20 protein-coding genes and 1 pseudogene are annotated in these 24,884 nt (G+C 71.0%); 8 read left to right on the forward strand and 13 right to left on the reverse strand.

Annotated features, from left to right (window positions below; all coding sequences use genetic code 11):
• Positions 1-7 precede the first annotated feature (7 nt).
• Positions 8-1,237 carry a radical SAM family heme chaperone HemW gene (hemW, locus tag HNR14_RS18775; protein WP_179702193.1) on the reverse strand — a complete coding sequence of 410 codons (1,230 nt, stop codon included), beginning with the start codon at positions 1,235-1,237 and terminating at the stop codon, positions 8-10.
• Positions 1,237-1,884 carry a DUF1990 domain-containing protein gene (locus tag HNR14_RS18780; protein ID WP_179702194.1) on the reverse strand — a complete coding sequence of 216 codons (648 nt, stop codon included), beginning with the start codon at positions 1,882-1,884 and terminating at the stop codon, positions 1,237-1,239. The genes hemW and HNR14_RS18780 overlap by 1 nt, the downstream gene beginning before the upstream one ends.
• Positions 1,885-2,003: 119 nt before the next feature.
• On the opposite strand from HNR14_RS18780, the gene HNR14_RS18785 reads away from it, so the two are divergent.
• Positions 2,004-2,621 carry a dihydrofolate reductase family protein gene (locus tag HNR14_RS18785; RefSeq protein ID WP_179702195.1) on the forward strand — a complete coding sequence of 206 codons (618 nt, stop codon included), beginning with the start codon at positions 2,004-2,006 and terminating at the stop codon, positions 2,619-2,621.
• A 6-nt stretch (positions 2,622-2,627) separates the two neighbouring features.
• On the opposite strand, the gene lepA is transcribed toward HNR14_RS18785, so the two are convergent.
• Positions 2,628-4,478: a translation elongation factor 4 gene (gene lepA / locus HNR14_RS18790; RefSeq protein WP_039920925.1), complete on the reverse strand. Its 1,851-nt coding sequence runs from the start codon at positions 4,476-4,478 to the stop codon at positions 2,628-2,630.
• Positions 4,479-4,521: 43 nt separating this feature from the next.
• Positions 4,522-5,742, reverse strand: a complete 1,221-nt coding sequence (locus HNR14_RS18795) for an amidohydrolase (RefSeq protein ID WP_039920927.1) — start codon at positions 5,740-5,742, stop codon at positions 4,522-4,524.
• Positions 5,743-5,818: 76 nt separating this feature from the next.
• Between HNR14_RS18795 and HNR14_RS18800 the strand changes: the two genes are divergently transcribed.
• Together HNR14_RS18800 and rpsT are read left to right on the forward strand one after the other, a co-directional pair.
• Positions 5,819-6,709, forward strand: coding sequence for an NAD-dependent epimerase/dehydratase family protein (locus HNR14_RS18800; protein ID WP_179702196.1), 891 nt, complete (start codon positions 5,819-5,821; stop codon positions 6,707-6,709).
• A 143-nt stretch (positions 6,710-6,852) separates the two neighbouring features.
• Entirely contained in the window at positions 6,853-7,113 is a 261-nt protein-coding gene (rpsT, locus tag HNR14_RS18805) for a 30S ribosomal protein S20 (protein ID WP_179702197.1), read from the forward strand.
• 145 nt (positions 7,114-7,258) lie between these two features.
• On the opposite strand, the gene holA is transcribed toward rpsT, so the two are convergent.
• The 5 genes and pseudogenes from holA to HNR14_RS18830 form a co-directional block, all read right to left on the reverse strand.
• Positions 7,259-8,239 (reverse strand): DNA polymerase III subunit delta, encoded by a 981-nt coding sequence (gene holA / locus HNR14_RS18810; protein WP_343064570.1) that lies wholly within the window; start codon positions 8,237-8,239, stop codon positions 7,259-7,261.
• Between the two features lie 332 nt (positions 8,240-8,571).
• Positions 8,572-10,686, reverse strand: a pseudogene (locus HNR14_RS21245) (ComEC/Rec2 family competence protein); the annotation flags it as partial.
• A complete protein-coding gene (locus HNR14_RS18820; RefSeq protein ID WP_179702199.1) occupies positions 10,686-11,342 on the reverse strand; it encodes a helix-hairpin-helix domain-containing protein in 657 nt (218 codons plus the stop codon). The gene HNR14_RS18820 and the pseudogene HNR14_RS21245, both read right to left, overlap by 1 nt.
• Before the next feature lie 127 nt (positions 11,343-11,469).
• Complete coding sequence (gene leuS / locus HNR14_RS18825; RefSeq protein WP_179702200.1) at positions 11,470-14,058, reverse strand: leucine--tRNA ligase; 2,589 nt, start codon at positions 14,056-14,058, stop codon at positions 11,470-11,472.
• A 125-nt stretch (positions 14,059-14,183) separates the two neighbouring features.
• Positions 14,184-15,611, reverse strand: a complete 1,428-nt coding sequence (locus tag HNR14_RS18830) for a chorismate-binding protein (RefSeq protein WP_179702201.1) — start codon at positions 15,609-15,611, stop codon at positions 14,184-14,186.
• 17 nt (positions 15,612-15,628) lie between these two features.
• Between HNR14_RS18830 and HNR14_RS18835 the strand changes: the two genes are divergently transcribed.
• Positions 15,629-16,423 carry an aminotransferase class IV gene (locus HNR14_RS18835; RefSeq protein WP_179702202.1) on the forward strand — a complete coding sequence of 265 codons (795 nt, stop codon included), beginning with the start codon at positions 15,629-15,631 and terminating at the stop codon, positions 16,421-16,423.
• Here the strand turns inward: HNR14_RS18835 and cydC are convergent.
• The 4 genes from cydC to HNR14_RS18855 are packed head-to-tail and all read right to left on the reverse strand — an operon-like array spanning position 16,398 to position 22,159.
• Entirely contained in the window at positions 16,398-18,083 is a 1,686-nt protein-coding gene (cydC, locus tag HNR14_RS18840; protein WP_425485040.1) for a thiol reductant ABC exporter subunit CydC, read from the reverse strand. The genes HNR14_RS18835 and cydC overlap by 26 nt on opposite strands.
• Positions 18,073-19,710 carry a thiol reductant ABC exporter subunit CydD gene (gene cydD / locus HNR14_RS18845; RefSeq protein WP_179702204.1) on the reverse strand — a complete coding sequence of 546 codons (1,638 nt, stop codon included), beginning with the start codon at positions 19,708-19,710 and terminating at the stop codon, positions 18,073-18,075. The genes cydC and cydD overlap by 11 nt, the downstream gene beginning before the upstream one ends.
• Before the next feature lie 3 nt (positions 19,711-19,713).
• Positions 19,714-20,733, reverse strand: a complete 1,020-nt coding sequence (cydB, locus tag HNR14_RS18850; protein WP_179702205.1) for a cytochrome d ubiquinol oxidase subunit II — start codon at positions 20,731-20,733, stop codon at positions 19,714-19,716.
• 13 nt (positions 20,734-20,746) lie between these two features.
• Positions 20,747-22,159: a cytochrome ubiquinol oxidase subunit I gene (locus HNR14_RS18855; protein ID WP_021764918.1), complete on the reverse strand. Its 1,413-nt coding sequence runs from the start codon at positions 22,157-22,159 to the stop codon at positions 20,747-20,749.
• 96 nt (positions 22,160-22,255) lie between these two features.
• On the opposite strand from HNR14_RS18855, the gene HNR14_RS21045 reads away from it, so the two are divergent.
• From HNR14_RS21045 to HNR14_RS18875, 4 genes are read left to right on the forward strand one after another with little or no spacing between them, the layout of a single operon-like run.
• Positions 22,256-22,624, forward strand: a complete 369-nt coding sequence (locus tag HNR14_RS21045) for a BlaI/MecI/CopY family transcriptional regulator (RefSeq protein WP_039923651.1) — start codon at positions 22,256-22,258, stop codon at positions 22,622-22,624.
• Between the two features lie 7 nt (positions 22,625-22,631).
• Positions 22,632-23,576, forward strand: coding sequence for a M48 family metalloprotease (locus HNR14_RS18865; protein WP_179702206.1), 945 nt, complete (start codon positions 22,632-22,634; stop codon positions 23,574-23,576).
• Positions 23,577-23,617: 41 nt separating this feature from the next.
• Positions 23,618-24,208 carry a TetR/AcrR family transcriptional regulator gene (locus HNR14_RS18870; protein WP_179702207.1) on the forward strand — a complete coding sequence of 197 codons (591 nt, stop codon included), beginning with the start codon at positions 23,618-23,620 and terminating at the stop codon, positions 24,206-24,208.
• On the forward strand, positions 24,205-24,879 hold the full coding sequence (locus HNR14_RS18875; RefSeq protein ID WP_179702208.1) for a VTT domain-containing protein: 675 nt from the start codon (positions 24,205-24,207) through the stop codon (positions 24,877-24,879). Before HNR14_RS18870 ends, HNR14_RS18875 begins: the two co-directional genes overlap by 4 nt.
• The last annotated feature ends 5 nt before the right edge of the window (positions 24,880-24,884 follow it).

The following is a 24,884-nucleotide window of genomic DNA, read 5'->3' on the forward strand; positions in this document are numbered from 1 at the left end:
CTCCCGATCACACCTCGGCGAGCAGCCGTCGCACGACGGCGTCCGCCAGAAGCCGTCCTCGCAGGGTCAGCGTCACCGACCCGGCGAGGGCGGCTTTTCCGTCGATGAGGCCGTCGGCGATGAGCCCCGCGATCTCGCGGCGGCCCTCCGCCGACAGCTCGGCGGTGCGGATGCCCTCGCGGATGCGCGTGAGCAGCAGCACCCGCTCCACCCGCCGCGTCTCGGCGTCGAGCGTCTCCCGGCCGGCGGCGGGCGACTCCCCCGCGAGCACGCGCTGGGCGTAAGCGGCGGGATGCTTGACGTTCCACCACCGCACACCGCCGACGTGGCTGTGCGCGCCCGGACCGATGCCCCACCAGTCGTGGCCGAGCCAGTACGAGAGGTTGTGCCGCGAGCGGTGGTCGCCGTCGCGAGACCAGTTGCTGACCTCGTACCAGTCGTAGCCGGCCGCGGCGAGCCGCGCGTCGGCCAGCTCGTACATGTCGGCCTGGAGGTCCTCGTCGGGCTCCGGGACCTGTCCGCTCTTGATCTGGCGGGCGAGCTTGGTGCCCGCCTCGACGATGAGCGAGTACGCCGAGAGGTGGTCGGGCGCGCAGGCGAGTGCCGTGTCCAGGCTCCGCCCCCAATCGGAGAGCGACTCCCCCGGCGTGCCGTAGATCAGGTCGAGGCTCACCTGGAGGCCGGCCTCCCGCGCCCATTCGACGACGAGCGGGATGCGCTCGGGGTCGTGGGTCCGCTCCAGCGTCGCGAGGACGTGCGGGACAGCGGACTGCATCCCGAACGACACCCGCGTGAATCCGGCGTCGGCGAGGCGGCGCAGGTCGTCCGCATCCACCGAGTCCGGGTTCGCCTCGGTCGTGACCTCGGCCCCCGGTGCGAGTCCCCACGCGTCGCGGACGGCGCCGAGCATCGCTCCGAGATCCGACGGCGGCAGGAGCGTCGGCGTGCCGCCGCCCAGGAACACGGTCGACACGGGTCGCTGCGGCAGTCCGCTCGCCGCCAGTGCGCGGGCGGCGAAGCCGACCTCGGCGACCGCATGGCCCGCGTAGTCGGACTGGCTCACACCGCGGAGCTCGGTGGCCGTGTACGTGTTGAAGTCGCAGTACCCGCAGCGCACCCGGCAGAACGGCACGTGCAGGTAGACCCCGAAGTCGCGGTCCGCCGCGCCGTCGAGCGACGACTCCGGGAGGATGCCGTCGGCGGGCGCGGGGTCGCCGAGTGGGAGCGCGCTCGGCATCAGGCCGACCGTGCGGGGAGGAGCGAGCGCAGGTACTTCGTCGTGAACCGGTTCTGCACCAGCCGGAGCACCGGCGACACGAGCCGGTAGAAGCCGGTCGACGGGCGCGAGAACGACCGCAGGACGAACCACACGGTGCCGTCCTCGTGGCGCTCCACGAAGAACGCCTCCTCGCCGCTCTCCGGGTGGCCGTGCAGGGTGCCGTACGCGAAACCCGCCCGGTCCGGCTCGTCGACGACGTACACGACGCGGATCGGCGCGGAGACCTTAAACGGGCCGAACGGCACCTTGAGCACAGCCGTCATCCCGTTGCGGATGTACGGCGAGCCGTCGTCGGCGAAGACGTCCTCCTCGACGCGGTGCTCGCGCATCCTCTTCGGGGTGCCGTCGACGTCGTACTCGATGCCCTCGTACTGCACGCCCGTGCCCTCGTTCACGTCCGTGACGAGGATGCCGCTGCCGCGCTGCACGCCCCAGGTCATCAGTGCCGTGGCGGCGGTGTCGAAGCGCTCGTCGCCCGAGCCGAGCCGCGTCCGCTTCTGCAGCGGCCGGTAGCCCTTCGGCGGGTAGTAGAGCAGATCCGGGGCCTGCGTTCCGCCGACGGCGCCGTACGTGACGGGCTGGTCGGTGAAAGTGGAGCGGCGCATGGTGTCTATCCTCCGCCAATCCGCGCCCCAGCGCGAACCGGGGCGGATTCCCGGCCGGGTCTGGCGCGGGGCCGCCGGGGCGACGACACTGGGGCCGAACGCGACCGAGGAGGATCGGCATGAGCAGCATCGTGGTGCAGGAGTTCATCACCCTGGACGGCGTCATCCAGGCGCCCGGCGGATCGACGGAGGACGACGAGCGCGGCTTCCCCTACGGCGGATGGCAGATGGACTTCGATCGCGAACGCGGCGGCGGCAACGCGGACGACAACGTGGTCGTGGAGTGGGAGGAGCGCACCGAGGCGCTGCTGCTCGGCCGTCGCACCTACGACATCTGGTCGCAGGCGTGGGGCGTCTGGCCCGAGGACGCTCCCGGTCTGCAGGGCGAGTTCACGCGCCGCTACAACCGCGTGCCGAAGTACGTCGCCTCCCGCACCCTCACCGAGCTGGGCTGGAAGAACTCGCAGCTCCTCGGGGACGACGTGCCCGGCGCGGTCGCCGCCTTGCGGGAGCAGCCCGGCGGCGAGATCCGCGTCTGGGGAAGCGCGAATCTCATCCAGACCCTCGGCGCCCACGGCCTGGTCGACGAGTACCGGCTGATGGTCTACCCGATCGTGCTCGGGACGGGCAAGAAGCTCTTCCCCGACGGGTTCCCGCGCACGACGTTCGACGTCGCCGAGACGCGCACGCTCGCCTCCGGCGTCCAGATCAACGTCTACCGGAAGACGAGCGCGTAGCCTCGACTACTTCGCGTCCTTCTTCTCCGTGTCGCCCGAGAGCGCGGCGATGAACGCCTCCTGGGGGACCTCGACGCGGCCGACCATCTTCATGCGCTTCTTGCCCTCCTTCTGCTTCTCGAGGAGCTTGCGCTTACGCGTGATGTCGCCGCCGTAGCACTTGGCGAGGACGTCCTTGCGCATGGCCCGGATGTTCTCGCGCGCGATGATGCGGGCGCCGATGGCGGCCTGGATCGGCACCTCGAACTGCTGACGCGGGATGAGCTCGCGCAGCCGGCCGGCCATCATCGTGCCGTAGGCGTACGCCTTGTCGCGGTGCACGATGGCGCTGAACGCGTCGACCGCCTCGCCCTGCAGGAGGATGTCGACCTTCACGAGGTCGGCCTCCTGCTCGCCCGCGGGCTCGTAGTCGAGCGACGCGTAGCCGGCCGTGCGGCTCTTGAGGTTGTCGAAAAAGTCGAAGACGATCTCGCCGAGCGGCATGGTGTAGCGGATCTCGACGCGGTCCTCGCCGAGGTACTCCATGCCGAGCAGGGTGCCGCGGCGGCTCTGGCAGAGCTCCATGATGACGCCGACGTAGTCCTTGGGCGCGAGGATGGCCGCCTTGACGATCGGCTCCTCCACCTTGTCGATCTTGCCGCCGGGGAACTCGCTCGGGTTGGTGACCGTGATGGTCTTCTTGTCCTCGGTCGTGACCTCGTAGACCACGCTGGGCGCGGTGGTGATGAGGTCGAGGCCGAACTCGCGCGAGAGGCGCTCGGTGATGATCTCCAGGTGCAGGAGGCCGAGGAAGCCGCACCGGAAGCCGAAGCCCAGCGCGACCGAGGTCTCGGGCTCGTAGACGAGCGCGGCGTCGGAGAGCTTCAGCTTGTCGAGGGCCTCGCGCAGCTCGGGGTAATCGCTGCCGTCGATCGGGTAGAGGCCCGAGAAGACCATCGGCTTGGGCTCGGTGTAGCCGGGCAGCGCGACCGTCGCCGGCTTCGACGCCGTCGTGATCGTGTCACCGACCTTGGACTGGCGCACGTCCTTCACGCCGGTGATCAGGTAGCCGACCTCGCCGACGCCCAGACCCTTCGACGGGGTGGGCTCGGGCGAGGAGACGCCGATCTCGAGGATCTCGTGCGTTGCCTTGGTCGACATCATCTGCACGCGCTCGCGCGGCGAGAGCTTGCCGTCCACCATGCGGACGTAGGTGACGACGCCGCGGTAGCTGTCGTACACGGAGTCGAAGATCATCGCACGGGCGGGAGCGTCCGCGACGCCGACCGGAGCCGGGATCTCCTGCACGACGCGGTCGAGGAGCGCGTCGACGCCCATGCCGGTCTTGCCCGAGACGCGCAGCACGTCCTCCGGACGACCGCCGATCAGGCTCGCGAGCTCGGCCGCGTACTTCTCGGGGTCGGCGGCGGGGAGGTCGATCTTGTTCAGCACCGGGATGATCGTCAGATCGTTCTCGAGCGCCAGGTACAGATTCGCGAGCGTCTGCGCCTCGATGCCCTGTGCGGCATCCACCAGCAGGATGGCGCCCTCGCACGCGGCGAGGGAGCGGGAGACCTCGTACGTGAAGTCGACGTGGCCGGGCGTGTCGATCATGTTGAGCGCGAAGGTCGAGCCCTCATGCGCCCACGGCATGCGGACGGCCTGGCTCTTGATCGTGATGCCGCGCTCGCGCTCGATGTCCATGCGGTCCAGGTACTGGGCGCGCATGTCCCGGTCGGCGACCGCGCCGGTGATCTGCAGCATGCGGTCGGCCAGGGTCGACTTGCCGTGGTCGATGTGCGCGATGATGCAGAAGTTGCGCAGGAACGCGGGATCGGTGGCGGCGGGCTCGAGGGCCGTCAAAGCTCGTGGTGACATCGTGCCGCCATTCTCCCATGAACGGCCGAGCCCCTCCGACCCGTCAGGCGAAGCGCTCGGAGCGCTCCACGACCCGTCCGACGCCGTCCGCCCAGGAGTAGACCTCGGTGCCCTCGATGAAGACGCGCTCGGCGCGCGAGTTCACGTCGAGCGGGTCGCCCGACCAGACGACCACGTCGCCGTCGCGTCCCGGAGCCAGAGCGCCGATCCGCTCGTCGAGACCGAGGAAGGCCGCCGGGTTGACGGTCAGCGCCTCGAGCGCGGTCTGGTGCGGCAGGCCGTCCTTGACGGCGAGGGCAGCCTGGTAGACGAGGAAGTTGATCGGGACCACCGGGTGGTCCGTCGTGATCGCGACGCGGACGCCCGCGGCGGCGAGGGTCGCCAGGTTGGCGATCGCGCGGTCGCGGAGCTCGACCTTGGAGCGGGAGGTGAACATCGGCCCGAAGATGACCGGGATGTCGCGCTCGGCGAGCACGTCCGCGATCTTGTGCGCCTCCGTGCCGTGGTTCACGACGAGCTTGTAGCCGAACTCGTCGGCCAGGCGCAGCGCGGTCGCGATGTCGTCGTGGCGGTGCGTGTGCTGGTCCCAGTAGAGCTCGCCGTCGAGCACCCGGACGAGGGTCTCCTTGGTGAGGTCGCGGGCGAACGCCTTGCCGTCGCGCTCGGCCTCGTCGCGCTGGGCGCGGTAGTTCTGCGCCTCCACGAACGCCTGGCGGATGATCATCGCGACACCCAGACGCGTGCTCGGGGTGACGTTCTTGGCGCCGTAGACACGCTTCGGGTTCTCGCCCAGCGCCGACTTCACGCTGACGGCCGCCTTGATGACCTGCTCGTCGATCGTCCGGCCGCCCCAGGACTTGATCGCGACGGTCTGGCCGCCGATCGGGTTGCCGGATCCCGGCTTGACGACGATGGAGGTGACGCCTCCCGAGAGCGCGTCGCGGAAGCCCTCGTCGTCGATGTTCACCGCGTCGATCGCGCGCACGGCGGCCGTGTTCGGCGTCGTCATCTCGTTCGTGTCGTCGCCGGCGGGGCCGTTGGCCTCCTCGTGGATGCCGACGTGCCCGTGCGACTCGACGAAGCCCGGAAGCACCCACTTGCCGGTCGCATCCACGGTGGCGACGCCGTCCGGGATGCTGACCTCGCCCGCCGCGCCGACGGCTTCGATCACGCCGTCGCGGATGAGCACCGTGCCCCCTTCGATCGGCTCTCCGAGCACGGGGACGACACGGGCGTTGACGATGGCGATGGTCGAAGCAGTCATGGTGTCGAGCCTACGCTCGCCGTCGCATGGGAGCCGTCGCGGGAATGCGCGGCCCGCGTCGGTGTTGGATGGGAGCATGAGCATCCTCCTGACCGGCGCGACCGGCTACATCGGCACCTCCGTCCTCCCCCGCCTCATCGAGGAGGGGCACGCGGTGACGGCCCTCGTCCGCAACGCCGAGAAGGCGGCGATCGTGGAGGCCGCGGGCGCGACGGCGCTCATCGGCGACGCCGCCGACAGCGATCTGGTCGCGGAGGCGGCCCTGGCCAGCGACGGCGTCGTGCACCTCGCGTCCGGCGAGGACGTCGACCCGATCCTCATCACCGCGGTGCTGCGGGGCCTCGAGGGCAGCGACAAGCCGTTCGTGCACACCGGCGGCATCTGGACGTACGGCTCCAACGCCGACATCACGGAGGACTCCCCCGCCGCGCCGCCCGCGCTCACCGCCTGGCGCGGTGCGAACGAGGCACGCGTCCTCGGCGCCGAGGGAGTGCGCGGCATCGTCGTCGTCCCGTCGATCGTCTACGGTCGCGGCGCCGGCCTCGCGCGCCTGATCGTCGATGCTCCGCGCGGAGACGGCGTCGCTCCGGCCCTGCACCTCATCGGCGACGGGGCGCAGCACTGGGCGACCGTGCACGTCGACGACCTCGCCGCCCTGTACGTGCTCGCGCTCGAGCAGGGCGACGCCGGCTCCGTCTACCTCGGAGCGAGCGGCGCCAACCCGACCGTGCGCGAGCTCGGGGAGGCCGCGGCGGCCGCTGCGGGCATCGCCGGCGGCGTGGTCGCCGAGACGGTCGAGGAGACCTCCGAGCGCCTCGGTGCAGGACTCACCGAGGCGCTGCTGCTCGATCAGCAGTCGCGCGGGTCAAAGGGTCGCATCGACCTCGGCTGGGAGCCGAACGGCCCCACTCTGGTCGACGAGATCGCCTCCGGTTCGTACGCACCGGAGTCCGTCGACGCCCACTGATCCCGCTGCATTTGGCGCAGGGGTGGCCCGCTGGTAAAGTTGTTTGTTGGCTTGCGTGTGGGTGTACCCGCACGAACGCCGGGAAGCGCCCTCTCTCGCTGAACGGCACATCCGATACTCACTTCGAACGAAAGTAACCATTCGTGGCAAACATCAAGTCGCAGATCAAGCGCAACCGCACCAACAAGAAGGCGCAGGAGCGCAACAAGTCCGTCAAGAGCGAGCTCAAGACGGCCATCCGCGCGACCCGTGAGGCCGTTGTCGCGGGCGACAAGGACAAGGCGACCGCGGCGCTGTGCGTCGCGTCCAAGAAGATCGACAAGGCGGCCAGCAAGGGCGTCATCCACCAGAACCAGGCGGCGAACCGCAAGTCGGCCATCGCCAAGCAGGTCGCCGCTCTCTGAGCCACTGACCTCCGCGGGAGCTGATCCCGCGCTGCGACGAGCCCCCGCTCCGAGGACCTCAGGTCCGAGGGCGGGGGCTCGTCGCGTGTGCGGCCGTTGGCGCGTGAGCGGTCTCTGTAGCGATCGTGCGAAGCGCCGAGAGGTCTCAGCCGCGTCCGCGGCCGCTGACGATCCGGATCATCCGCTCCAGGGCGAAGACCGGGTCGCGGCCGCCGCCCTTCACGTTCGCGTCAGTCTCGGCGAGGACCTCGATGCAGCGGCCGAGGCCGTCCTCCGTCCAGCCCTGGAGGTCGCGCTTGGCGCGGTCCACCTGCCACGGCGCGAGGCCGAACTGCTGCGCCAGCTGGCCGGAACCACCACGTGCTCCGGACACCTTCGCCATCGTGCGGATCTTGCTGGCGAACGCGGCGACCATCGGCACGGGGTCGGCGCCGGACGCGAGGGCGTGACGCATGGTGATGAGCGCTTCGCCGTGGCGTCCGGCGATGGCGGCGTCGGCGACCTGGAACGCGTTCGTCTCGACGCGGCCGCCGTAGTACTTGTCGACGGTCGCCTCCGTGATCTGCTCGGCTGCGTCGGAGATGAGCTGCTGGCACGCCGCGGCCATCTCCGCGAGGTCGTCGGAGAAGGCCGAGGTGATCGCCCGGAGCGCGCCGGCCGTCACCTTGCGGCCGGCGCTCGCGAACTCCGCCTGGGCGAATTCGTACTTCTCGGCGTCTTTCTTGAGCTCGGTGCAGACGATCTCGATCCCGCCGCCGGAGCCGGCCCGGATCGCGTCCAGGAGCTTCTTGCCGCGCACGCCTCCGCCGTGGCGGAGCACGACGACCGTGCCGTCCGCCGGCGTCGCCAGGTATTCGAGCGTCTCGGTGAGGAACGCATCGGTGCACTTCTCGACCGCATCGACCCGGATCAGCCGCGGCTCTCCGAAGAGGGAGGGGCTCGCGAGGGTGATGAGCTCGCCCGGGGCGTAGTCGGCGGCGGAGACGTCGCTGATCTCGAGACTCGGATCCTCCGCCTTGAGCGCGTCCCGCAGGGCGCGGATGGCGCGGTCGGCGAGGAAGCCCTCGGTCCCCGACACCAGCACAACGGGGGCAGGCCGGATCTGGTTCCAGGGGAGCTGCGGGATCGCACTCGCGACCGCGCGGGCCTTGCTGGCACCGGAGCGGCTCGCGCTGCTCCGGCCGGTGTTCCTGGTGGCCACGTTCCTCCTCGTTCCCTTCCAGGATACGGGCGACCACCGGCATCGGCGGCCTCGGGTCGCTCCGTCCATACGCGCGGCCCGTCCGCGCCCGGCGACACGAGGATGAGCCCGCGCGTGTCGGTGCGCACCGCGACAGCCCCCACCTCGCCGAGGATGTCCAGAGAGCGACGGGTGGGGTGGCCGTACCCGTTGTCCGCTCCGACGGACAGCAGTCCGATCCGCGGGGACGACACCGCGTAGAGGCGCTCGCTCTGGTCGGCGGAGCCGTGGTGGGCGACCTTCACCACGTCGACCCGTCCGATCCCAGCGGCGCCGAGGAGTTCATCCTGGGCCCGCTCGCCCAGGTCGCCGAGGAACAGGCCCGTCAGGCCCGCGCCGGACGTCCGAAGCACGACGCTGCCGTCGTTGCCCGTTGGCACCTCGTCCCGCGCTCCACGGGGCCACAGGACGTCCCATCGCAGGCGACCGAGCGTTCCCGCCATCCCCGCCAGCGCCCGCTCCACGCTCGCTCCGTGGGCTTCGAGGGACGCGACGACCTGCTCGTCGGACTCACGGGAGGGCGGCCCCACGAGCGCCCGCTCGACGCGTTCGATCACGCCCGGGAGCCCCGCCACGTGGTCGGCGTCGTAGTGGGTGAGCACGAGCAAGTCGATTCGTGCGACACCGAGGCGGTCGAGGCACGCGCTTGCGGCCTCGGGCGTGCGACCCACATCGATCATCGCGACCGCGTCGCCATCGCGGACCAGGAGCGCATCCCCCTGGCCGACGTCGCAGGCGGCGATCTGCCAGTCGTCCGGCGTGCCGATCGCCCGCGCCACCAAGCCCCCGCCGAGGACTCCCCCGTACGCGACGACGACGCCGCCGAGGCCGAGCGCGGCCGTGACGACGACCGGCCGCGGCAGGTGCACGCGCGCGATGACGACGCCCACCGCCACGAGAACGCACACGCAGAGGACGACGCCGACGATGCCGTCGACCCACGGCAGCGCCGCTCCCGGCAGGGACGCGGCCGTGTGCGCGATCCGGGCGATCCACGCCGACGGCAGCCAGGCGAGCCGGACGAACAACTCCCCCAGCCATGGCGCCCAGGGCAGCGTGAGACACGCGAGGCAACCCAGGACGGTCGCCACCGGCGCCGCCGGTTCGGCGAGCAGGTTCGCCCCGACGCCGTACAGCGGGATCGTCGGTGTGAGCAGCAGCAGGATCGGCTGGCACGCGAGCTGCGCCGCCGCCGGCACCGCGATGGCCAGTGCGACGGCGCGGGGCATCCACCGAGTCAGGCGCCGGGCGAGCGGGCCGGCCAGCAGGAGCAACCCCGCCGTGGCCGCGACCGAGAGGGCGAACCCGTAGTCGCGCGCCATCCACGGATCGTGCACGAGCAGGAGCACCACGGCCAGCGCCAGCGACGGCAGGCCGTCCGCGGGTCGACCACGGGCGAGCGCGAGCAGCACGACGGCGGCCATCACGGCGGCGCGCAGGATGCTGGCGCCCGGCCCGACGAGCACGACGAACGCCAGCAGCGCCGTCGCTGCGATGACGACGCGCATCCGACGACTCGCGCCGACCCGAGCGGCCACGACGAACACCAGCCCGGTGACGAGGGCGCAGTTCGCTCCCGACACCGCGGTGAGATGGCTCAGCGCACTCGCTTTCATAGCCGCGTCCAGCTCCTCGGAGACGCCGGACTCGTCGCCGATCGCGAGGCCGGGCAGCAAGGCACCGCCATCCCCCGGAGTCTCCCTGGCCGCCCGGGCGAACGCCGAGCGCACGGGCTCGGTCCACCCCAGCCAGACAGGCGCGTCGGCGACCACCGACGCCGGGTGCGACGCGGAGAGCCGGAAGCTGGTCGACTCCCCCGGCTCGTTCGCGCGCAGTGCTCCGGAAACGGCCACGACCGACCCGAAGGGAGGAACGGCACCGGATCCGTCCGCGACCGTGAACACCGTCACTGGCACACTGATCCCCCGCACGTCAGGGCCGGCGTCCGCACCGTCCACTCCCAGAGCCGTACCTTTCCAACTCCACCGCTCGGCACCGTCGAACCCGGACGCCACCCGGCGACCCGGGCTCTCGGCCCGCACCTGCACCGTCACCTCCTGCCGCTCCTGGGCCGCCCGCTCCAGGAGGTCGGCCGTCCGGCCGGGTGCGTGGACCGCCGACACGGCGCAGCCCAGCGCCCCGCCCGCGAGGACGACGCCCACCAGAACCGCACCCGCGCGTCGACGGGCACGTCGGGCGGCGGAGGCGATGAGGACGGCCGCGAGGACACCGCCGGCGAGGGCGGCGAACGCCGCGGCGTCCGGCGCACCGATCGCCAGAGCGCACGCGATCCAGAGGGCAGCGGCGGGGAGTGCGAGACGCAGGTCGGGCATCAGACGCTCACCCGGTCTTTGAGACCGTCGAAGACCTTGTCTCCGATCCCCGCGACCTTCAGCAGGTCGGTCGGCGCACTGAACCTTCCGTTCGCCGCCCGCCAGTCCAGGATGCGCTGGGCGAGCGCGGGCCCGATGCGCGGGAGCGTCTCCAACTCCGACTGTCCCGCGGTGTTGATGTTCACGAGTCCTGTGCCCGCCGCGCCGGAACCACCGCCCGAGCCGGTGGGCGCGGCGGGAGGCACCTCCCCCTCCTTCGGGACCACCAGTTGCTCGCCGTCGGACACGAGACGCGCGAGGTTGACGCCGGCGGGGTCGCCGTCGGGCGTGAGGCCGCCCGCCGCCGCGATCGCGTCGACCACGCGTGCGCCGGCCGCGAGCGTCACGAGTCCCGGGCTGACCACGGCACCCGAGACGTGGACGAACAGCTCGCCTCCGCCTCCATCGGGCTGCGCACTCGTCTCTGCAGCTCCCGACGCAGCCGAGGTCGTGCGCGAGGCCGGCACCTCCACGTCGCTCCCCTGCCCGGAGAACGCCGACGCCAGGATCGCCACTACGAAGACGCCGAGGAGCAGCACGATGGCCGCGCCGACGCCGAGCCGCAGCCGCCGGCGCGCCCCCGGCTCCACGTCGGAGGCCTCGGCTCGGTGTCGCATGACCACACGCTACGAAGCAGCGGGACGCGCTCGGCCGCCGTGCGCGGATCGGTGGGAAACGACGATCGGCGGCCCTCCTGTGGAGGACCGCCGATCGGCTCAGCTCAGTTCAGTTCAGCTCGGCCGTTCAGCCCTTGGGTCGCGTGGCGATGTTCACCAGGCGCGGGGCGCGCACGATCACGTTGACGATCTCGCGGTCGCCCACCGAACGCACCACGGCCTCCGAGGCGCGGGCCATGGCCTCGAGCTCGTCGCCCGAGATCTTCGGCGAGACCTCGACGCGGTCGCGGACCTTGCCGTCCACCTGCACGACGGCCGTGACCGACTCCTCGATCAGGAGGGTCGGGTCGGCCTTGCGCCACTGGGCCAGCGCCACCGAGGCCTCGTAGCCGAGGATCTCCCACATGTCCTCCGCCGTGTAGGGCGCGAACAGGTTCAGGGCCATCGCGGTGACCTCGGCCGCCTCGCGGACGGCCGCGTCGGCCGGGCCGGCACCGGTGTCGATCGCCTTGCGGGTAGCGTTCACCAGCTCCATCAGGCGCGCCACGACGACGTTGAACTTGAACGCCTCGATCAGGCCGGGGGCGTCGGCGAGGAAGCGGTGCGTAACGCGGCGCAGCGCCGGGTCGCCGTTCTTCCAGACGACGTCCGGAGCGCTCGTGACGTCGTGCGCCACGCGCCAGGCGCGCGCGAGGAACTTCGCACTGCCCGACGGCGAGACGTCCGCCCAGTCGATGTCGTCCTCGGGTGGGCCGGCGAACGCCATCGTCAGGCGGACGGCGTCCACACCGTGCTCGTCGAGCTGCTCGGACAGCTTCACGATGTTGCCGCGCGACTTCGACATCGCGGACCCCTCCATCAGCACCATGCCCTGGTTCAGCAGCGCCGTGAACGGCTCTGTGAAGCTGATCGACCCCATGTCGAACAGCACCTTGGTGATGAACCGCGAGTACAGCAGGTGCAGGATGGCGTGGGTCACGCCGCCGACGTACTGGTCGACGGGCGCCCACTTCTCGGCCTCGCGCGGGTCGAACGCCTGGGTGTCGTCCTTCGGGGACAGGAAGCGCAGGAAGTACCACGAGCTGTCGACGAAGGTGTCCATCGTGTCGGCATCGCGCTTGGCGGGGCCGCCGCACGTCGGGCACGACACGTTGACCCAGTCCTCGGCCGCACCCAGCGGGCTGGTGCCCTTGGGCTTCAGGTCGAGACCCTCCGCCGGCGGCAGCAGCACGGGCAGCTCCGACTCCGGGACGGGCACCTCGCCGCACTTCTCGCAGTGGATGATCGGGATCGGGGTGCCCCAGTAGCGCTGACGCGAGATCAGCCAGTCGCGCAGGCGGAAGTTCTTCGCCGTCTCGCCCAGGCCGGAGCCCTGCAGCGCCTCCGTCACGCGACGGATCGCGTTGGACTTGCTCAGCCCGTCGAACGGACCCGAGTTGATCAGTCGGCCCTCGCCGGTCAGAGCCACGCCGGTCTCCGCCGGGTTCTCCAGCGGGGCGTCCTCCGGCATCGTCGGCTCGCCGGTCTCCGGGTCGACCGGGATCACGGGGATGACGCCGGTGACGGGCTGGTTGGTGTCGACCACCACACGCACCGGGAGGTCGAAGGCGCGGGCGAAGTCCAGGTCGCGCTGGTCGTGCGCGGGCACGGCCATGATCGCGCCGTGACCGTAGTCGCTCAGCACGTAGTCGGCCGCCCAGATCGGGATGCGCTCGCCGGTCAGCGGGTTGATCGCGTGCCGCTCCAGGAAGACGCCGGTCTTCTCGCGCTCGGTGCTCAGGCGGTCCATCTCGGTGGTTCCGCGGACGGCCGCCAGATACTCGTCGAACCGCTCCCGGACCTCCGGGCGCGCACCCTCCACCAGCTCGGCGGCGAGGTCGGAGTCCGGCGCGACGACCATGAAGGTCACGCCGTAGAGCGTGTCCGGCCGGGTCGTGTAGACCGTCACGGCCTCGTCGCGGCCCTCGATCGCGAACTGCACGTCGGCACCGGTGGAGCGGCCGATCCAGTTGCGCTGCATGCTCAGGACCTTGGACGGCCAGGCTCCCTCCAGCTGCTTCAGGTCGTCCAGGAGGCGATCGGCGTAGTCGGTGATGCGGAAGTACCACTGGGTCAGCTTCTTCTTGGTGACCAGGTTGTCGCAGCGCTCGCAGCGGCCGTTGACGACCTGCTCGTTCGCCAGGACCGTCTGGTCGAAGGGGCACCAGTTGACCTGGCTGGCCTTGCGGTAGGCCAGGCCCTTCTCGTACAGCTTCAGGAACAGCCACTGGTTCCAGCGGTAGTAGTCCGGGTCGCAGGTCCGGATGACGCGGTCCCAGTCGAAGCTGGGCGCGTAGCGGCGCATGCTGGCCTTCTGCTGCGCGATGTTGTCGTAGGTCCAGTCGCGCGGGTCGAGGTTGCGCTTGATCGCGGCGCCCTCGGCGGGCAGGCCGAAGGCGTCCCAGCCGATCGGGTGCAGCACGTTGAAGCCCTGCTGGCGCCAGTACCGGGCGATCACGTCGCCCAGCGCGTACGCCTCGGCGTGGCCCATGTGCAGGTCGCCGGACGGATACGGGAACATGTCGAGCACGTACTTGCGCGGACGCTTGTCGTCCGGGTCGGCCGTGGCGAACGGCTTGAGCTCGTCCCAGATCGGGAGCCACTTGCTCTGGATCGCGGCGAAGTCGTACTGCGCGCCCTCGACGGGCGTGCTCCCTGAATCGTGCTCGTGTGCCACGGGACTCCTGTTTTTCTCGCTAGCGCTGTGTCGATACCGCCGGCTCGACCGCACCGCGACGGCGGACCGTCGGGCGGGGTGGCTGGCGAAGCAGACTCCGGGCACAAGCCCGGGACTCCAGACTACTAAACGTCGGAGGCGTCCAGTCCGTTCCCAGCGGGCGTCAAGCCGCTCGCGAGGCGGAGCCCGGCGGAGCGGAGCAGCGGCGCCGCCTTGATCCGGACCTCCTCGAGCTCCTCGTCCGGCACCGACAGCACGGTGATCCCGCCGCCGGCGCCGACCTGCACCCCGCCATCGCGGAACCGGAGGCTCCGGATGACCATCGCGAGATCGGCGGACCCGTCGGCCCCGATGAGGCCGAAGCAGCCCGCGTACACACCGCGCGGTCCGTCCTCCAGGCGGGACAGGATGCCCATGGCGCTGAGCTTCGGCGCCCCCGTCATCGAGCCGGCGGGGAAGCATGCCGCGATCGCGTCCACCGCGCCGAGCCCGTCGCGGAGCCGCCCCTCCACCGTGCTGACCAGCTGGTGGACCTGAGCGTAGCTCTCGACCGCGAGCAGGTGCCGCACCTCGACCGAGCCCACCGTGCAGACGCGCGCCAGGTCGTTGCGCATGAGGTCGACGATCATGACGTTCTCCGCGCGCTCCTTGTCACTCGCCTCGAGCTCGGCGCGGAGCGCGAGATCGGCGGCGACGGTCGCACCGCGCGGTCGCGTTCCCTTGATCGGCTTGGTGCGCACACGGCCGTCGGTGGACACCTGGAGGAACTGCTCGGGCGAGGAGCTGACGAGCGTCTCCCCCGCGATCCGGAGGAACCCGCCGTGGTGGGCCGGGCTCATCGCGCGCAGCCGGAGGTGCACGGCGAGCGGATCCGCGGCGGTGCGCGCGGTCGCCAGGTTGGTCAGGCACAGCTGGTAGGCGTCGCCCTCCCGGATCGCGGCGAGACAGTCCCGGATCAGCCCCAGGTACGCGTCGTCGCCGTGACGCCACGTGGCCTCCGCCTCGGGTACGGGATGAGCGGCACCATACGCCGCTGCCGCGCCGGCGCAGCCCGCAAGGACCGCGCGCGCTTCCTCCGCCCACACACGGTCGACACCCTCCGGCGCGACGATGATCTCGACGCGACGGGAGGCGTGGTCGAAGACGACGGCGCGATCCGCCAGGAGCAGCGCGGAATCGGCGCCATCGCCCGTGCGGTACGGGACACCGAGCGGGCGCGCACCGGTCTCGTAGCCGAGCCAGCCGATCCAACCGACGGGCGCGTCCGGGATGCTCGGAGCCTCCCGGCCGGCGAGTTCGTCGCGCAGAACGTCGAGCACCTCCCCCGCGCGCTCGACCCCGTCGATCGTGGTCGTGCCCCGAGCCGCGGAGGCGGTGAGAACACGACGGCCGGTGGCGATGATGCTGCGTCCGTCGACCGCATCGGGACCGCTGTCGAGCCACACGGCGTCGGGCGCGCCGGTGTTCGCGGCCGGGTCGCCGAAGAGCGCGACGAAGGCGTCCGCCGGATCGACCCAGTCGTCGAGCGGTAGCGCGCGGAGCGGGAGAACCACTGGGCTAGCCTAGGCGAATGGACGCGAGCAGCACCCTCTTCGACTGGGCGGGCGGCGAGCTCGTCGCCCGCGATTCTTGCGAGGTGGCGGAGACCGACCTCCTCGTCGCGGACTCGTTCCTCGTCGCCGACGGCACGGCGCTCGCTCTGGGCCTGCACTCCGCGCGCTTCCAGGATTCGGCCCGGCTGCAGGGGCATCCCGACCGGTCCGAGCTCCAGGAGTTCTGGGACGCGGGCGTCGCGGCGCTCCCCCGCGAGGGCTCGTGGTTCCCCCGGTTCGAGCTCGTGCGCACGCGCGACGCCCTGCGTTTGCGGTTCCGGCTGCGGACCGCCCCGCCGCTCGGCGAATCCCTCGTCATGGCGACCGCCGCCTCCGACCCGCGCACCGCTCCCGACATCAAGGGCCCGGACATCGACCGGCTCTCCGTACTGCGTCAACGCGCCCAGGCGCAGGGCGCACAGGAGGCCGTCATCCTCGACGAAGGTTTCGTCGCCGACGGGGCGACGACGGCGCTCCTGTGGTGGCGCGGCGACACGCTCTTCACCCCTCCGCTCTCCCTCGCGCGCGTCGACAGCGTCGCGGCGCGGACCGTCCGCGGGATCGCGGCGGCCCTCCGGGTGCCGGTGGACGAGGAGGAGGTCCGGCCGTCGCAGCTCGACGGCGCGACCCTGTGGGCGGTGAACGCCCTGCACGGCATCCGCGCGGTGACGGCGTGGGTCGACGGCCCGACGCTCGCGCAGGATCCGGCCCGCACCGAGGCGTGGCGGTCACGCTTCGCGGCGCTGGCTAGGCCGCTGCCGCCGCGTCCGTGATCCGGCCGTCCTCCAGGGAGACACTGCGGGTGATGAGCTCTCGCGGAACGTCCGTGTGCGAGATGAGCAGCACGGTGCGCCCGTCCTCCGCTGCGGTGCGCAGGATGTCGCGCACCACCCGGTCGGCCGCCATCACGTCGACGTTCGCGGTCGGCTCGTCCACCACCAGCACGGGGAAGTCGGCGAGCAGGGCGCGTGCCAGCGCGATCCGCTGCGCCTGACCACCCGACACCAGCGCTCCCCGTTCGCCCACGCTCGTCGCGAGCCCGTCGCGCTCCCGCGCCCAGTCGGCCAGCCCGACACGCTCCAGCACGGCGAGCAGTTCGTCGTCGGTGGCGGTCTCGCGCGCGAACAGCAGATTCTGCCGCAGGTCGGCGTCGAAGAGATACGGCTGCTGCTCGCACAGGCCGACGACCCGGCGCACGTCGTCCTGACGTACGCCCCGCGTCTCGACACCGTCGAGCGCATAGGTGCCGTCATGCTCGAGGAAACGCACCAGAACGTGGGCCAGTGCCGTCTTGCCGGCTCCGGTCGGGCCCGTGAGGAGGACGCGCTCCCCCGGCAGGAGTTCCAGGTCGATGTCCCGGAGCACCGGGCGGTCGACGCCCGGCCAGTGCGCCGAGACCCCAGAGAGCCGCACAGCGGGCACGCCGTCGACGGCGAACGGCCCCGCATCGTCGGCGTCGACGGGGATCCCGTCGGGCGCCGAGGCCGGCGCCGCGTCGGCGATGCGTCGCGCGCTCGCCTGGACCTGCCGCCACGCGCCGAGCGCGAGCGGCACCATCCCGAACACCTCGAACACGGCGAGCGGGAGCAGGGCGATCACGGCGAGGACGGGGCCTTCGATCCGGCCTGCTCCGAGTGCGGGGATACCGGAGACGAGGCCGAGGACGGTCGCACCGCCCGCAAGGAGGGAGACCGCACCGGCGGTGAGGCCGAGACCTGCCGCGCGAGCGCGAACGGCTCCGGTCAGGCGAGTGCTCGCCTCGCTCACGCGCCGCTGCGCAGCAGGCAGGGCTCCATACGCCGTGAGCACATCCACGTTGCGGACGAGGTCGAGGATCGCATCGGAGAGCTCGGCGCGCAGCGGAGCGATTCTCCGTTCGGCGGAGCCGGCCGCCCAGGAGTTGACGAGGGAGCCCGCGACCACGGCCAGCACCAGCATCACCAGGAGGGCGACCCCTGCCTCGGGGAGGAGCAGGAAGGCGACGACGACGCTCGCCAGTGCGATCAGGCCCGACGTCACGAGGGGCTGCACCACCCGGAGCGAGTAGTTCTGCAGTTCGTCGACGTCGTCGGCGATCCGCGAGAGCAGGTCGCCGCCGCGCGCGCCGCGCAGGCCGTCCGGTGCGAGGGGCACGAGGCGCGCGAAGAGCGAGGAGCGGATGGCGGGAAGCTGGCGGAAGGCCGCGTCGTGCCCGGCGAGACGCTCCAGGTAGCGGAAGAAGGCCCGACCCAGCGCGAACGCCCGCACGCCGACCACGGCCATCGACAGGAACAGGACCGGCGGCTGCTCGGAGGCGTAGGTGATCAGCCACGCGCTGACGCCGAGCAGGGCGACGGCGCAGGCGGCGCTGAGCGCCCCGAGCGCGATGGCTGCCCAGAGCCGGCGGGCCGGCGGGAGGGAGAGCCGCAGGATGCGGCGGACGTCAGCGGACACGGTCGGCCGCCTCCACTTCGAAGATCGCATCGGCCGCGGTGACCACGGCCTCGCGGTGACTGACGACGAGCACGGCCGCGCCGGCGTCCGCGACGCGGTGCAGGCTGGCCATCAGCGCGGACTCGGTCGCGGCGTCGAGCGCGGAGGTCGGCTCATCGAGGATCAGGATGGGGCAATCGCGGGTGCGCAGCCGGTACAGGGCGCGCGCCACCGCGACACGCTGCGCCTGGCCGCCGGACAGCCCTGCTCCCCCGGCGTCGACGCTCGCGTCCGGGTCGAGCTCGCCGGCGGCCGCATCGTGCAGCGCGTCGAGCACGACGGCACGGTCGGGATGCGGGTCCCCGAGCGCGACGTTGGAGGCGATGGTGCCGGCGATGAGCCCCGGCCGCTGCCCGGCCCACGCGATCGCGGATCGTCGCCCCTCGGCGTCGCTCCGGCGTCCCGCGACGATCGTGCCCTCTGCGTCCGCGAAGCCGAGGGCCGCGGAGACGAGGCTCGACTTTCCGGCGCCGCTCGGGGCGCTCAGCACGGCGACCCTCCCCGGGGCGACGACGGCGGTGAAGGGACCGACCACGGGCTGCCCGTCGTAGCGCACCACGACCCCCGCGAAGGCGAGCCCCGGCTCGGCCGGTGCTCCTCCCTCCGTCGGGGCCGGAGCGGTCGCGTCGGCGTTCTCCGCGGCCTCGATCACCGCGAACGCGTTCTCGGCGGCCTCGATGCCCTCGGCCGCCGCGTGATAGCTCGCGCCGACGTTCCGCAGCGGGAGGAAGGCCTCCGGCGCCAGCAGGAGGACGAAGAGTCCGACGGACAGCTCCATGTCGCCCGCCACCAGCCGGAGGCCGATGGTCACCGCGACGAGCGCGACGGACAGGCTGGCCGCCAGCTCGAGCACGAAGCCCGAGAGGAACGACATCCGGAGCACCTTCATGGTGTGCACCCGGTAGTCCTCGCTCACCGAGCGGATGCGCCCCTCCTGGCGGTGCTGCCGCCCGAACAGCTTCAGGGTGGAGAGCCCGCCGACCACGTCGAGGAAGCCGCGGGACAGTGTCGAGAGGGCCTTCCATTGACGCTTCTGCGCGGCCTGGGTCGCCCAGCCCACGAGCACCATGAAGAGCGGGATGAGCGGGAGGGTCAGCACGATGATGATGCCGCTCGTGAGGTCCTGCCAGCCGATCACCAACACCAGGATGGGGGTGGCGACGGCCGTCATGATCAGCTGTGGCAGGTACTTGCCGAAGTACCCGTCGAGCGCCTCCATGCCGCGTCCGGCCACCAGGGTGACGTCGGCGGAGTTGCGCGATGCCGTCCATCCCGGCCCGAGGGTCGCGACGGCGGACATCAGCCGCTCACGCAGCTGCCCGATCACGCGAGCCCCGCCGCGGGCGGCGACCGCGTCCACGAGCCAGAGCACGACGCCCCGCCCGATCACGACGAGCACGAGGATCGCGATCAGACCGCTCAGCGCGGCGAGATCCTCACCCGCGATGGCACGCACGATCAGCTGCGTCACGAGCCAGGCGAACGCCAGGCCGGCGGCGGTCTGCACGATGGCGAGCAGACCGCCGGCGGCGAGGGCCCCCCGGGACGCGGAGGCGTACCGCAGCAGGCGGGGATCGAAGGGCTTCACGGGTCAGGCGTTCACGGGCTCGGGGGCCTCGTCCGGGATGCTCGCCCGGGTGACCCGCTTGCGGAACACCCAGTAGGTGAAGCCCTGGTAGAGCAGGATCAGCGGCAGGAAGATCGCCGCGACCCAGGTCATCACCGTGAGCGTTGCGGTCGTGCTCGACGCGTTCGCGATCGTCAGGCTGTTCTCCGGGTTCGGGGAGGACGGCATCACGTTCGGGAAGAGCGCGGCGAACAGCGAGATCACGGCGAAGGCGATCGTGGCCGCCATCAGGGCGAACGACCAGCCCTCCGCGCCGCGCAGGTTGGCGACCCACGAGGCGATCAGGGCGACCGCCGCCAGCGCGGCCAGGATCAGGAACACGACCGAGAAGTGCGCGATGCCGGTCCAGAGCAGGAACGCGGCGGCGACCACGATGGCCGCGGCCCCCGACTTCACGGCCAGCGAACGCGCCCGCTGGCGGATCGCGCCATCCGTCTTCAGCGAGATGAACACGACACCGTGGGTGAAGAACAGCAGCAGGGTGGTCAGACCGCCCAGCAGGCCGTATCCGTTCAGAAGGTCGAACAGCGTGCCCGTGTAGTTGTGGCCCGAGTCGAGCGCCACGCCCTGCACGATGTTCGCGAAGGCGCATCCCCAGAGGAAGGCCGGCGCGGCCGAGCCGAAGACGATCATGCCGTCGAACCACTTCTTCCAGCGGGTGCTGTCCCGCTGGTGCCGGTACTCGAACGAGACGCCGCGCAGGATGAGCGCGATCAGGATGAGCAGCAGAGCCAGGTAGAACCCGCTGAACAGCGTCGCGTACCACTCGGGGAACGCCGCGAACAGCGCGGCCCCGCCGACGATGACCCAGGTCTCGTTGAGGTCCCAGACGGGGCCGATGGTGTTGATCATGACGCGGCGGTCCACGTCGTCCTTGCCGAGGAAGGGCAGCGCCATCCCCACGCCGAAGTCGAATCCGTCGAGCACGAAGTAGCCGACGAAGAAGAAGGCGACGATGCCGAACCAGAGAACTGCGAGATCCATTTTCCGTCTCCTCCTAGTAGACCGTCGCGACCGGGACGTGCTTGCCCTCGTCGTCGAGATGCTCCTCGACCGGGGCCGGACCCTTCTGGGCCGCACGCTTGATCAGCTTGAACTCGACGACCGCGAGCGCGCCGTAGACGAGGGTGAAGGCGATGATCGAGATCAGCACCTCGAGCCCGGTGGTGTTGGGCGAGACACCGTCCGCCGTCTTCATGAGACTGAAGACGATCCAGGGTTGGCGTCCCATCTCGGTGAAGATCCAGCCGACGATCATCGCGGCGAGCGAGAGCGGCATCGCCCAGATGGCGAGCTTCCACTGCCACTGGCGCGTGGGCATGCGGCCCTTGCGCGTCAGCCAGAGGCCGACGACGGCGACGAGCACGTGGAGCATGCCCAGGCCGATCATCCAGCGGAACGCCCAGTAGGTGATCCAGATCGTCGGGGTGTAGTCGCCCGGGCCGTAGAGCTGCACGTACTGGGCCTGGAGGTCGTTGATGCCCTCCACGGTCCCGTTGAGCGTGTGCGTCGACAGGAACGACAGCAGGTATGGCACCCGGATCGAGAACAGCTCGTGCACGCCGTCCGGTGTGCCCAGAGTGAAGATCGAGAACGAGGCGTCGGCTCCCGTCGAGGTCTTGTACAGCGCCTCCGCGGCCGCCATCTTCATCGGCTGCGTCTGCACCATCGCGAGCCCGAGCTGGTCGCCGCTGAGCACGGTGCCGATGCCGGCGACCACCATCATCCAGAGGCTGAACTTGAGGGCAGGGCGCATGGTCTCGAGGTGCTGGTTGCGCGAGAGGTGCCAGGCCGCGACCGTGATGATCAGCCCCGCCGACACCATGAACGCGCCGAAGATCGTGTGCGGGAACGCGGCAAGCGCCACCTTGTTGGTGAGCACCGCCCAGATGTCGGTGAGCTCCGCCCGGCCGCGCTCCGGGTTCAGCGTGTATCCGACCGGGTTCTGCATGAACGCGTTGGCCGCGATGATGAAGTAGGCCGAGAGGATGCTGCCCGCCGCGGTCAGCCAGATGGTCGCCAGGTGCAGGCCTCTGGGCAGCTTGTCCCAGCCGAAGATCCAGAGGCCGATGAACGTCGCCTCCAGGAAGAACGCGAGCAGGCCCTCCAGCGCGAGCGGAGCGCCGAAGATGTCGCCGACGAAACGCGAGTAGTCCGACCAGTTCATGCCGAACTGGAACTCCTGCACGATGCCCGTGACGACACCCATGGCGAAGTTGATCAGGAAGATCTTGCCGAAGAAGTGGGTGAGCTGCAGGTAGTGGACCTTGCCCGTGCGGTACCAGCAGGTCTGGAAGATCGCGACCACGGTGACGACGCCGATCGTCAGGGGCACGAACAGGAAATGGTAGATCGTTGTGAGCCCGAACTGCCACCGCGACAGCAGCAGCGGGTCCAAGAGATCGTGCACGGCGTCTCACCCTTCGATCGGTCTTCTACACGGTGTAGAAGTTCATCTTCTACAGAGTGTAGAACATTCTCAGCCTCATCGCGGTACTCTTGTCCCGTGGCGAATCTCGGAGAACTGGAAAGGGCTGTCATGGACGCCCTCTGGGCGGGCGACGCCCCGATCACCGCCAACGAGTTACGCGACAAGCTATCGGCCGCCCGCGGGGAGGGCAAGCCTCCCGCGCTCACCACCGTGCTGACCGTGCTGTCCCGTCTCGAGCAGAAGGGCATGGTCGACCGGGAGCGCGACGTGCGCCCGCACGTCTACTTCGCGACCCTCAGCCGCGCCGGTCACGTCGCCGATCTCATGCGCGAAGTCCTCGAGTCCTCGTCCGATCGCACTGAGGCGCTCGCCTACTTCGTGGGAACCGTCGACGAGTCGGAGGCGCAGGTGCTGCGCCGCCTGCTCGAGGCCCGCACCTCCTAGAGCGACCGTGCTCCCCGTCAACGAGACGGCCATCGTCCTCGGCCTGCTGGCGATCGCCCTGGCCTGGCCCGTGCCGCTCCTCCTCGCGCGAGCGACCTGGCCTCCTGCGGCGCCCGTCCTGGCCGTCGCCCTCTGGCAGTCGATCGCCCTCGCCGGTGGCATCTCGATGATCGGCTCCCTGCTCCTGGCGGGCCTGCAGCCGTTCGGCGACGATCTCTGGAGCCGGATCGGCGGCGCCGCGCGCACGATCTTCACGGGTCCCCTCCCCTCGGGCGTCAGCCTGCTCAACGCCTTCCTGCTGAGCGCGGCGGTGCTGCTCACCGCTCACCTCCTGCTCAACCTCGCCCTCACCTCGGTGCGGAGCCGCCGCCAGCGCCACCAGCACATGGAGCTCCTGCGCCTGCTCAGCTCCCCCCTCCCGGACGTGCCGAGCACCCGGGTGATCGACCATCCCGCGCCCGCCGCGTACTGCCTGCCCGGCGCCCGCAGCGTCACCGTGCTCTCCGAAGGGATGATCGCGCTTCTGAGTCCCGAGGAGCTGGACGCGGTGATCGCCCACGAGCGCACCCACCTGCGCCAGAAGCACCACCTGCTGCTGGACGCGTTCCGCTCGTGGAAGCGCGCTCTCCCCTGGTTCCCCATCGCCACCCGCGCGCAGGACGCGGTCGCGCTCCTGCTCGAGATGCTCGCCGACGACACCGCCCGCCGGTCGTCGGGCGATCCGGTGCTCGCGGGCGCCATCCGCATCGTCGACGAGACCGGGAGTGCGGGGTCTGCGCTCGGCGCCCCGAAGGACCGCCGCACTCCCGAGCAGCGCCGGGACGCCCTGCGCGCCCGCGAGGCCCGGCTCACGAGCGGCCGCCGCACGGTCGGCCCGGCGCTCCGCCTCACCATCGCCGTCCTGACCGTCCTCCTCGTCGTGGTCCCGCCCGTCCTCGTGCTCACCAGCTGAGCGGCCCGCTCTCCCAGGCGCGGCCCAGTAGCATCGTCCCTATGCCGAAGAAGGGCTCGTACGCCAAGGGAATCGCCAAGCGCGAGGAGATCCTGTCCCGCGCGCTGGAGGTGTTCGCCGACAAGGGGTACCGCAAGGCGTCGCTGCGCGAGATCGCCGAGTCCGTCGGGCTGAGCCAGGCCGGTCTGCTGCACCACTTCTCCTCGAAAGAGGAGCTCTTCTCGGAGGTGCTGCGCAAACGCGACGAGGTCGACACCGGCGGTGCCGAGCTCGGCGACCAGTGGGCGGATGCCGCGGACGGTCTCGTGCGCGTCATCCGGCACAACGCCGAGGTGCCGGGGCTCGTGCAGCTCTACGCGACGCTCTCGGCCGAGGCATCGGATCCCGAGCATCCCGGTCACGACTACTTCGTCGAGCGCTACGAGAGGATCGTCGGCGGCCTCGAACAGCACCTGCGCGCCGAGCAGGCCGCGGGCCGGATGACCGACGCCGTCGACGCCCGCCAGCTCGCCCGGCTCGGGATCGCCGTCGCCGACGGCATGCAGGTGCAGTGGATGCTGGACCCGTCCGCCGACATGGCCGACGCCCTCACGGCGTTCTGGAGCCTGGTGCGGACGGCGCCCACCCCGTGAACGACGCGCTCACCTGGATCCTCGACCTCGTCCAGAGCGTGGATCCCGTGCTGCGCACACTGCTCGCGGGCGTCGGGATCATGCTGGAGACGTCCATCCTCGTCGGCCTGATCGTTCCCGGTGACACGATCGTCCTCGTCGCCAGCACGGCGGTGGAGGGCCCCGTCGAGTACTTCGCGATGGTGATCGCGGTCGTGATCGGCGCCCTGTGCGGCGAGTCGATCGGCTTCGCCCTGGGGCGCTGGTTCGGGCCGCGCATCCGCGCGAGCAAACTGGGCCGCAAGCTCGGCCAGGACAACTTCGACAAGGCGGAGGCGTATCTCGCGCGCCGCGGCGGCATCGCCGTCTTCCTGTCGCGCTTCCTGCCGGTGCTGCACTCCCTCATCCCGCTGACCGTGGGGATGAGCCTGATGCGCTACCGCACGTTCATGGCGTGGACGGCACCGGCCTGCGTGCTGTGGGCGTTCTCGTACGTGAGCGTCGGGGCGCTCGCCGCCGGCAGCTACCGCGAGCTCTCGCGGGAGCTGCACTGGGCCGGATACATCTTCGTGGCCATCATCGCGGTATTCATCCTGCTCGTCTTCCTCGTCAAGAAGATCCTGCAGAAGCGCGAGGCGGCGCACATGGGTGCGGCGGCCCGGTCTCCCGAGCCGCCGCACGACGGAGAATGACGCCC

Origin of the sequence: Leifsonia naganoensis (assembly GCF_013410615.1) — a bacterium.
Taxonomy (GTDB): Bacteria; Actinomycetota; Actinomycetes; order Actinomycetales; family Microbacteriaceae; genus Leifsonia; species Leifsonia aquatica.

Excerpts from the sequence above, each read along its gene's own strand:
- HNR14_RS18780 (WP_179702194.1), bottom strand. The coding sequence starts at position 1,884 with ATGCGCCGCTCCACTTTCACCGACCAGCCCGTCACGTACGGCGCCGTC.
- HNR14_RS18800 (WP_179702196.1), top strand. The coding sequence starts at position 5,819 with ATGAGCATCCTCCTGACCGGCGCGACCGGCTACATCGGCACCTCCGTC.
- HNR14_RS18785 (WP_179702195.1), top strand. The coding sequence starts at position 2,004 with ATGAGCAGCATCGTGGTGCAGGAGTTCATCACCCTGGACGGCGTCATC.
- HNR14_RS18820 (WP_179702199.1), bottom strand. The coding sequence starts at position 11,342 with ATGCGACACCGAGCCGAGGCCTCCGACGTGGAGCCGGGGGCGCGCCGG.
- hemW (WP_179702193.1), bottom strand. The coding sequence starts at position 1,237 with ATGCCGAGCGCGCTCCCACTCGGCGACCCCGCGCCCGCCGACGGCATC.
- HNR14_RS18795 (WP_039920927.1), bottom strand. The coding sequence starts at position 5,742 with ATGACTGCTTCGACCATCGCCATCGTCAACGCCCGTGTCGTCCCCGTG.
- HNR14_RS18870 (WP_179702207.1), top strand. The coding sequence starts at position 23,618 with ATGCCGAAGAAGGGCTCGTACGCCAAGGGAATCGCCAAGCGCGAGGAG.
- lepA (WP_039920925.1), bottom strand. The coding sequence starts at position 4,478 with ATGTCACCACGAGCTTTGACGGCCCTCGAGCCCGCCGCCACCGATCCC.
- HNR14_RS18835 (WP_179702202.1), top strand. The coding sequence starts at position 15,629 with ATGGACGCGAGCAGCACCCTCTTCGACTGGGCGGGCGGCGAGCTCGTC.
- cydB (WP_179702205.1), bottom strand. The coding sequence starts at position 20,733 with ATGGATCTCGCAGTTCTCTGGTTCGGCATCGTCGCCTTCTTCTTCGTC.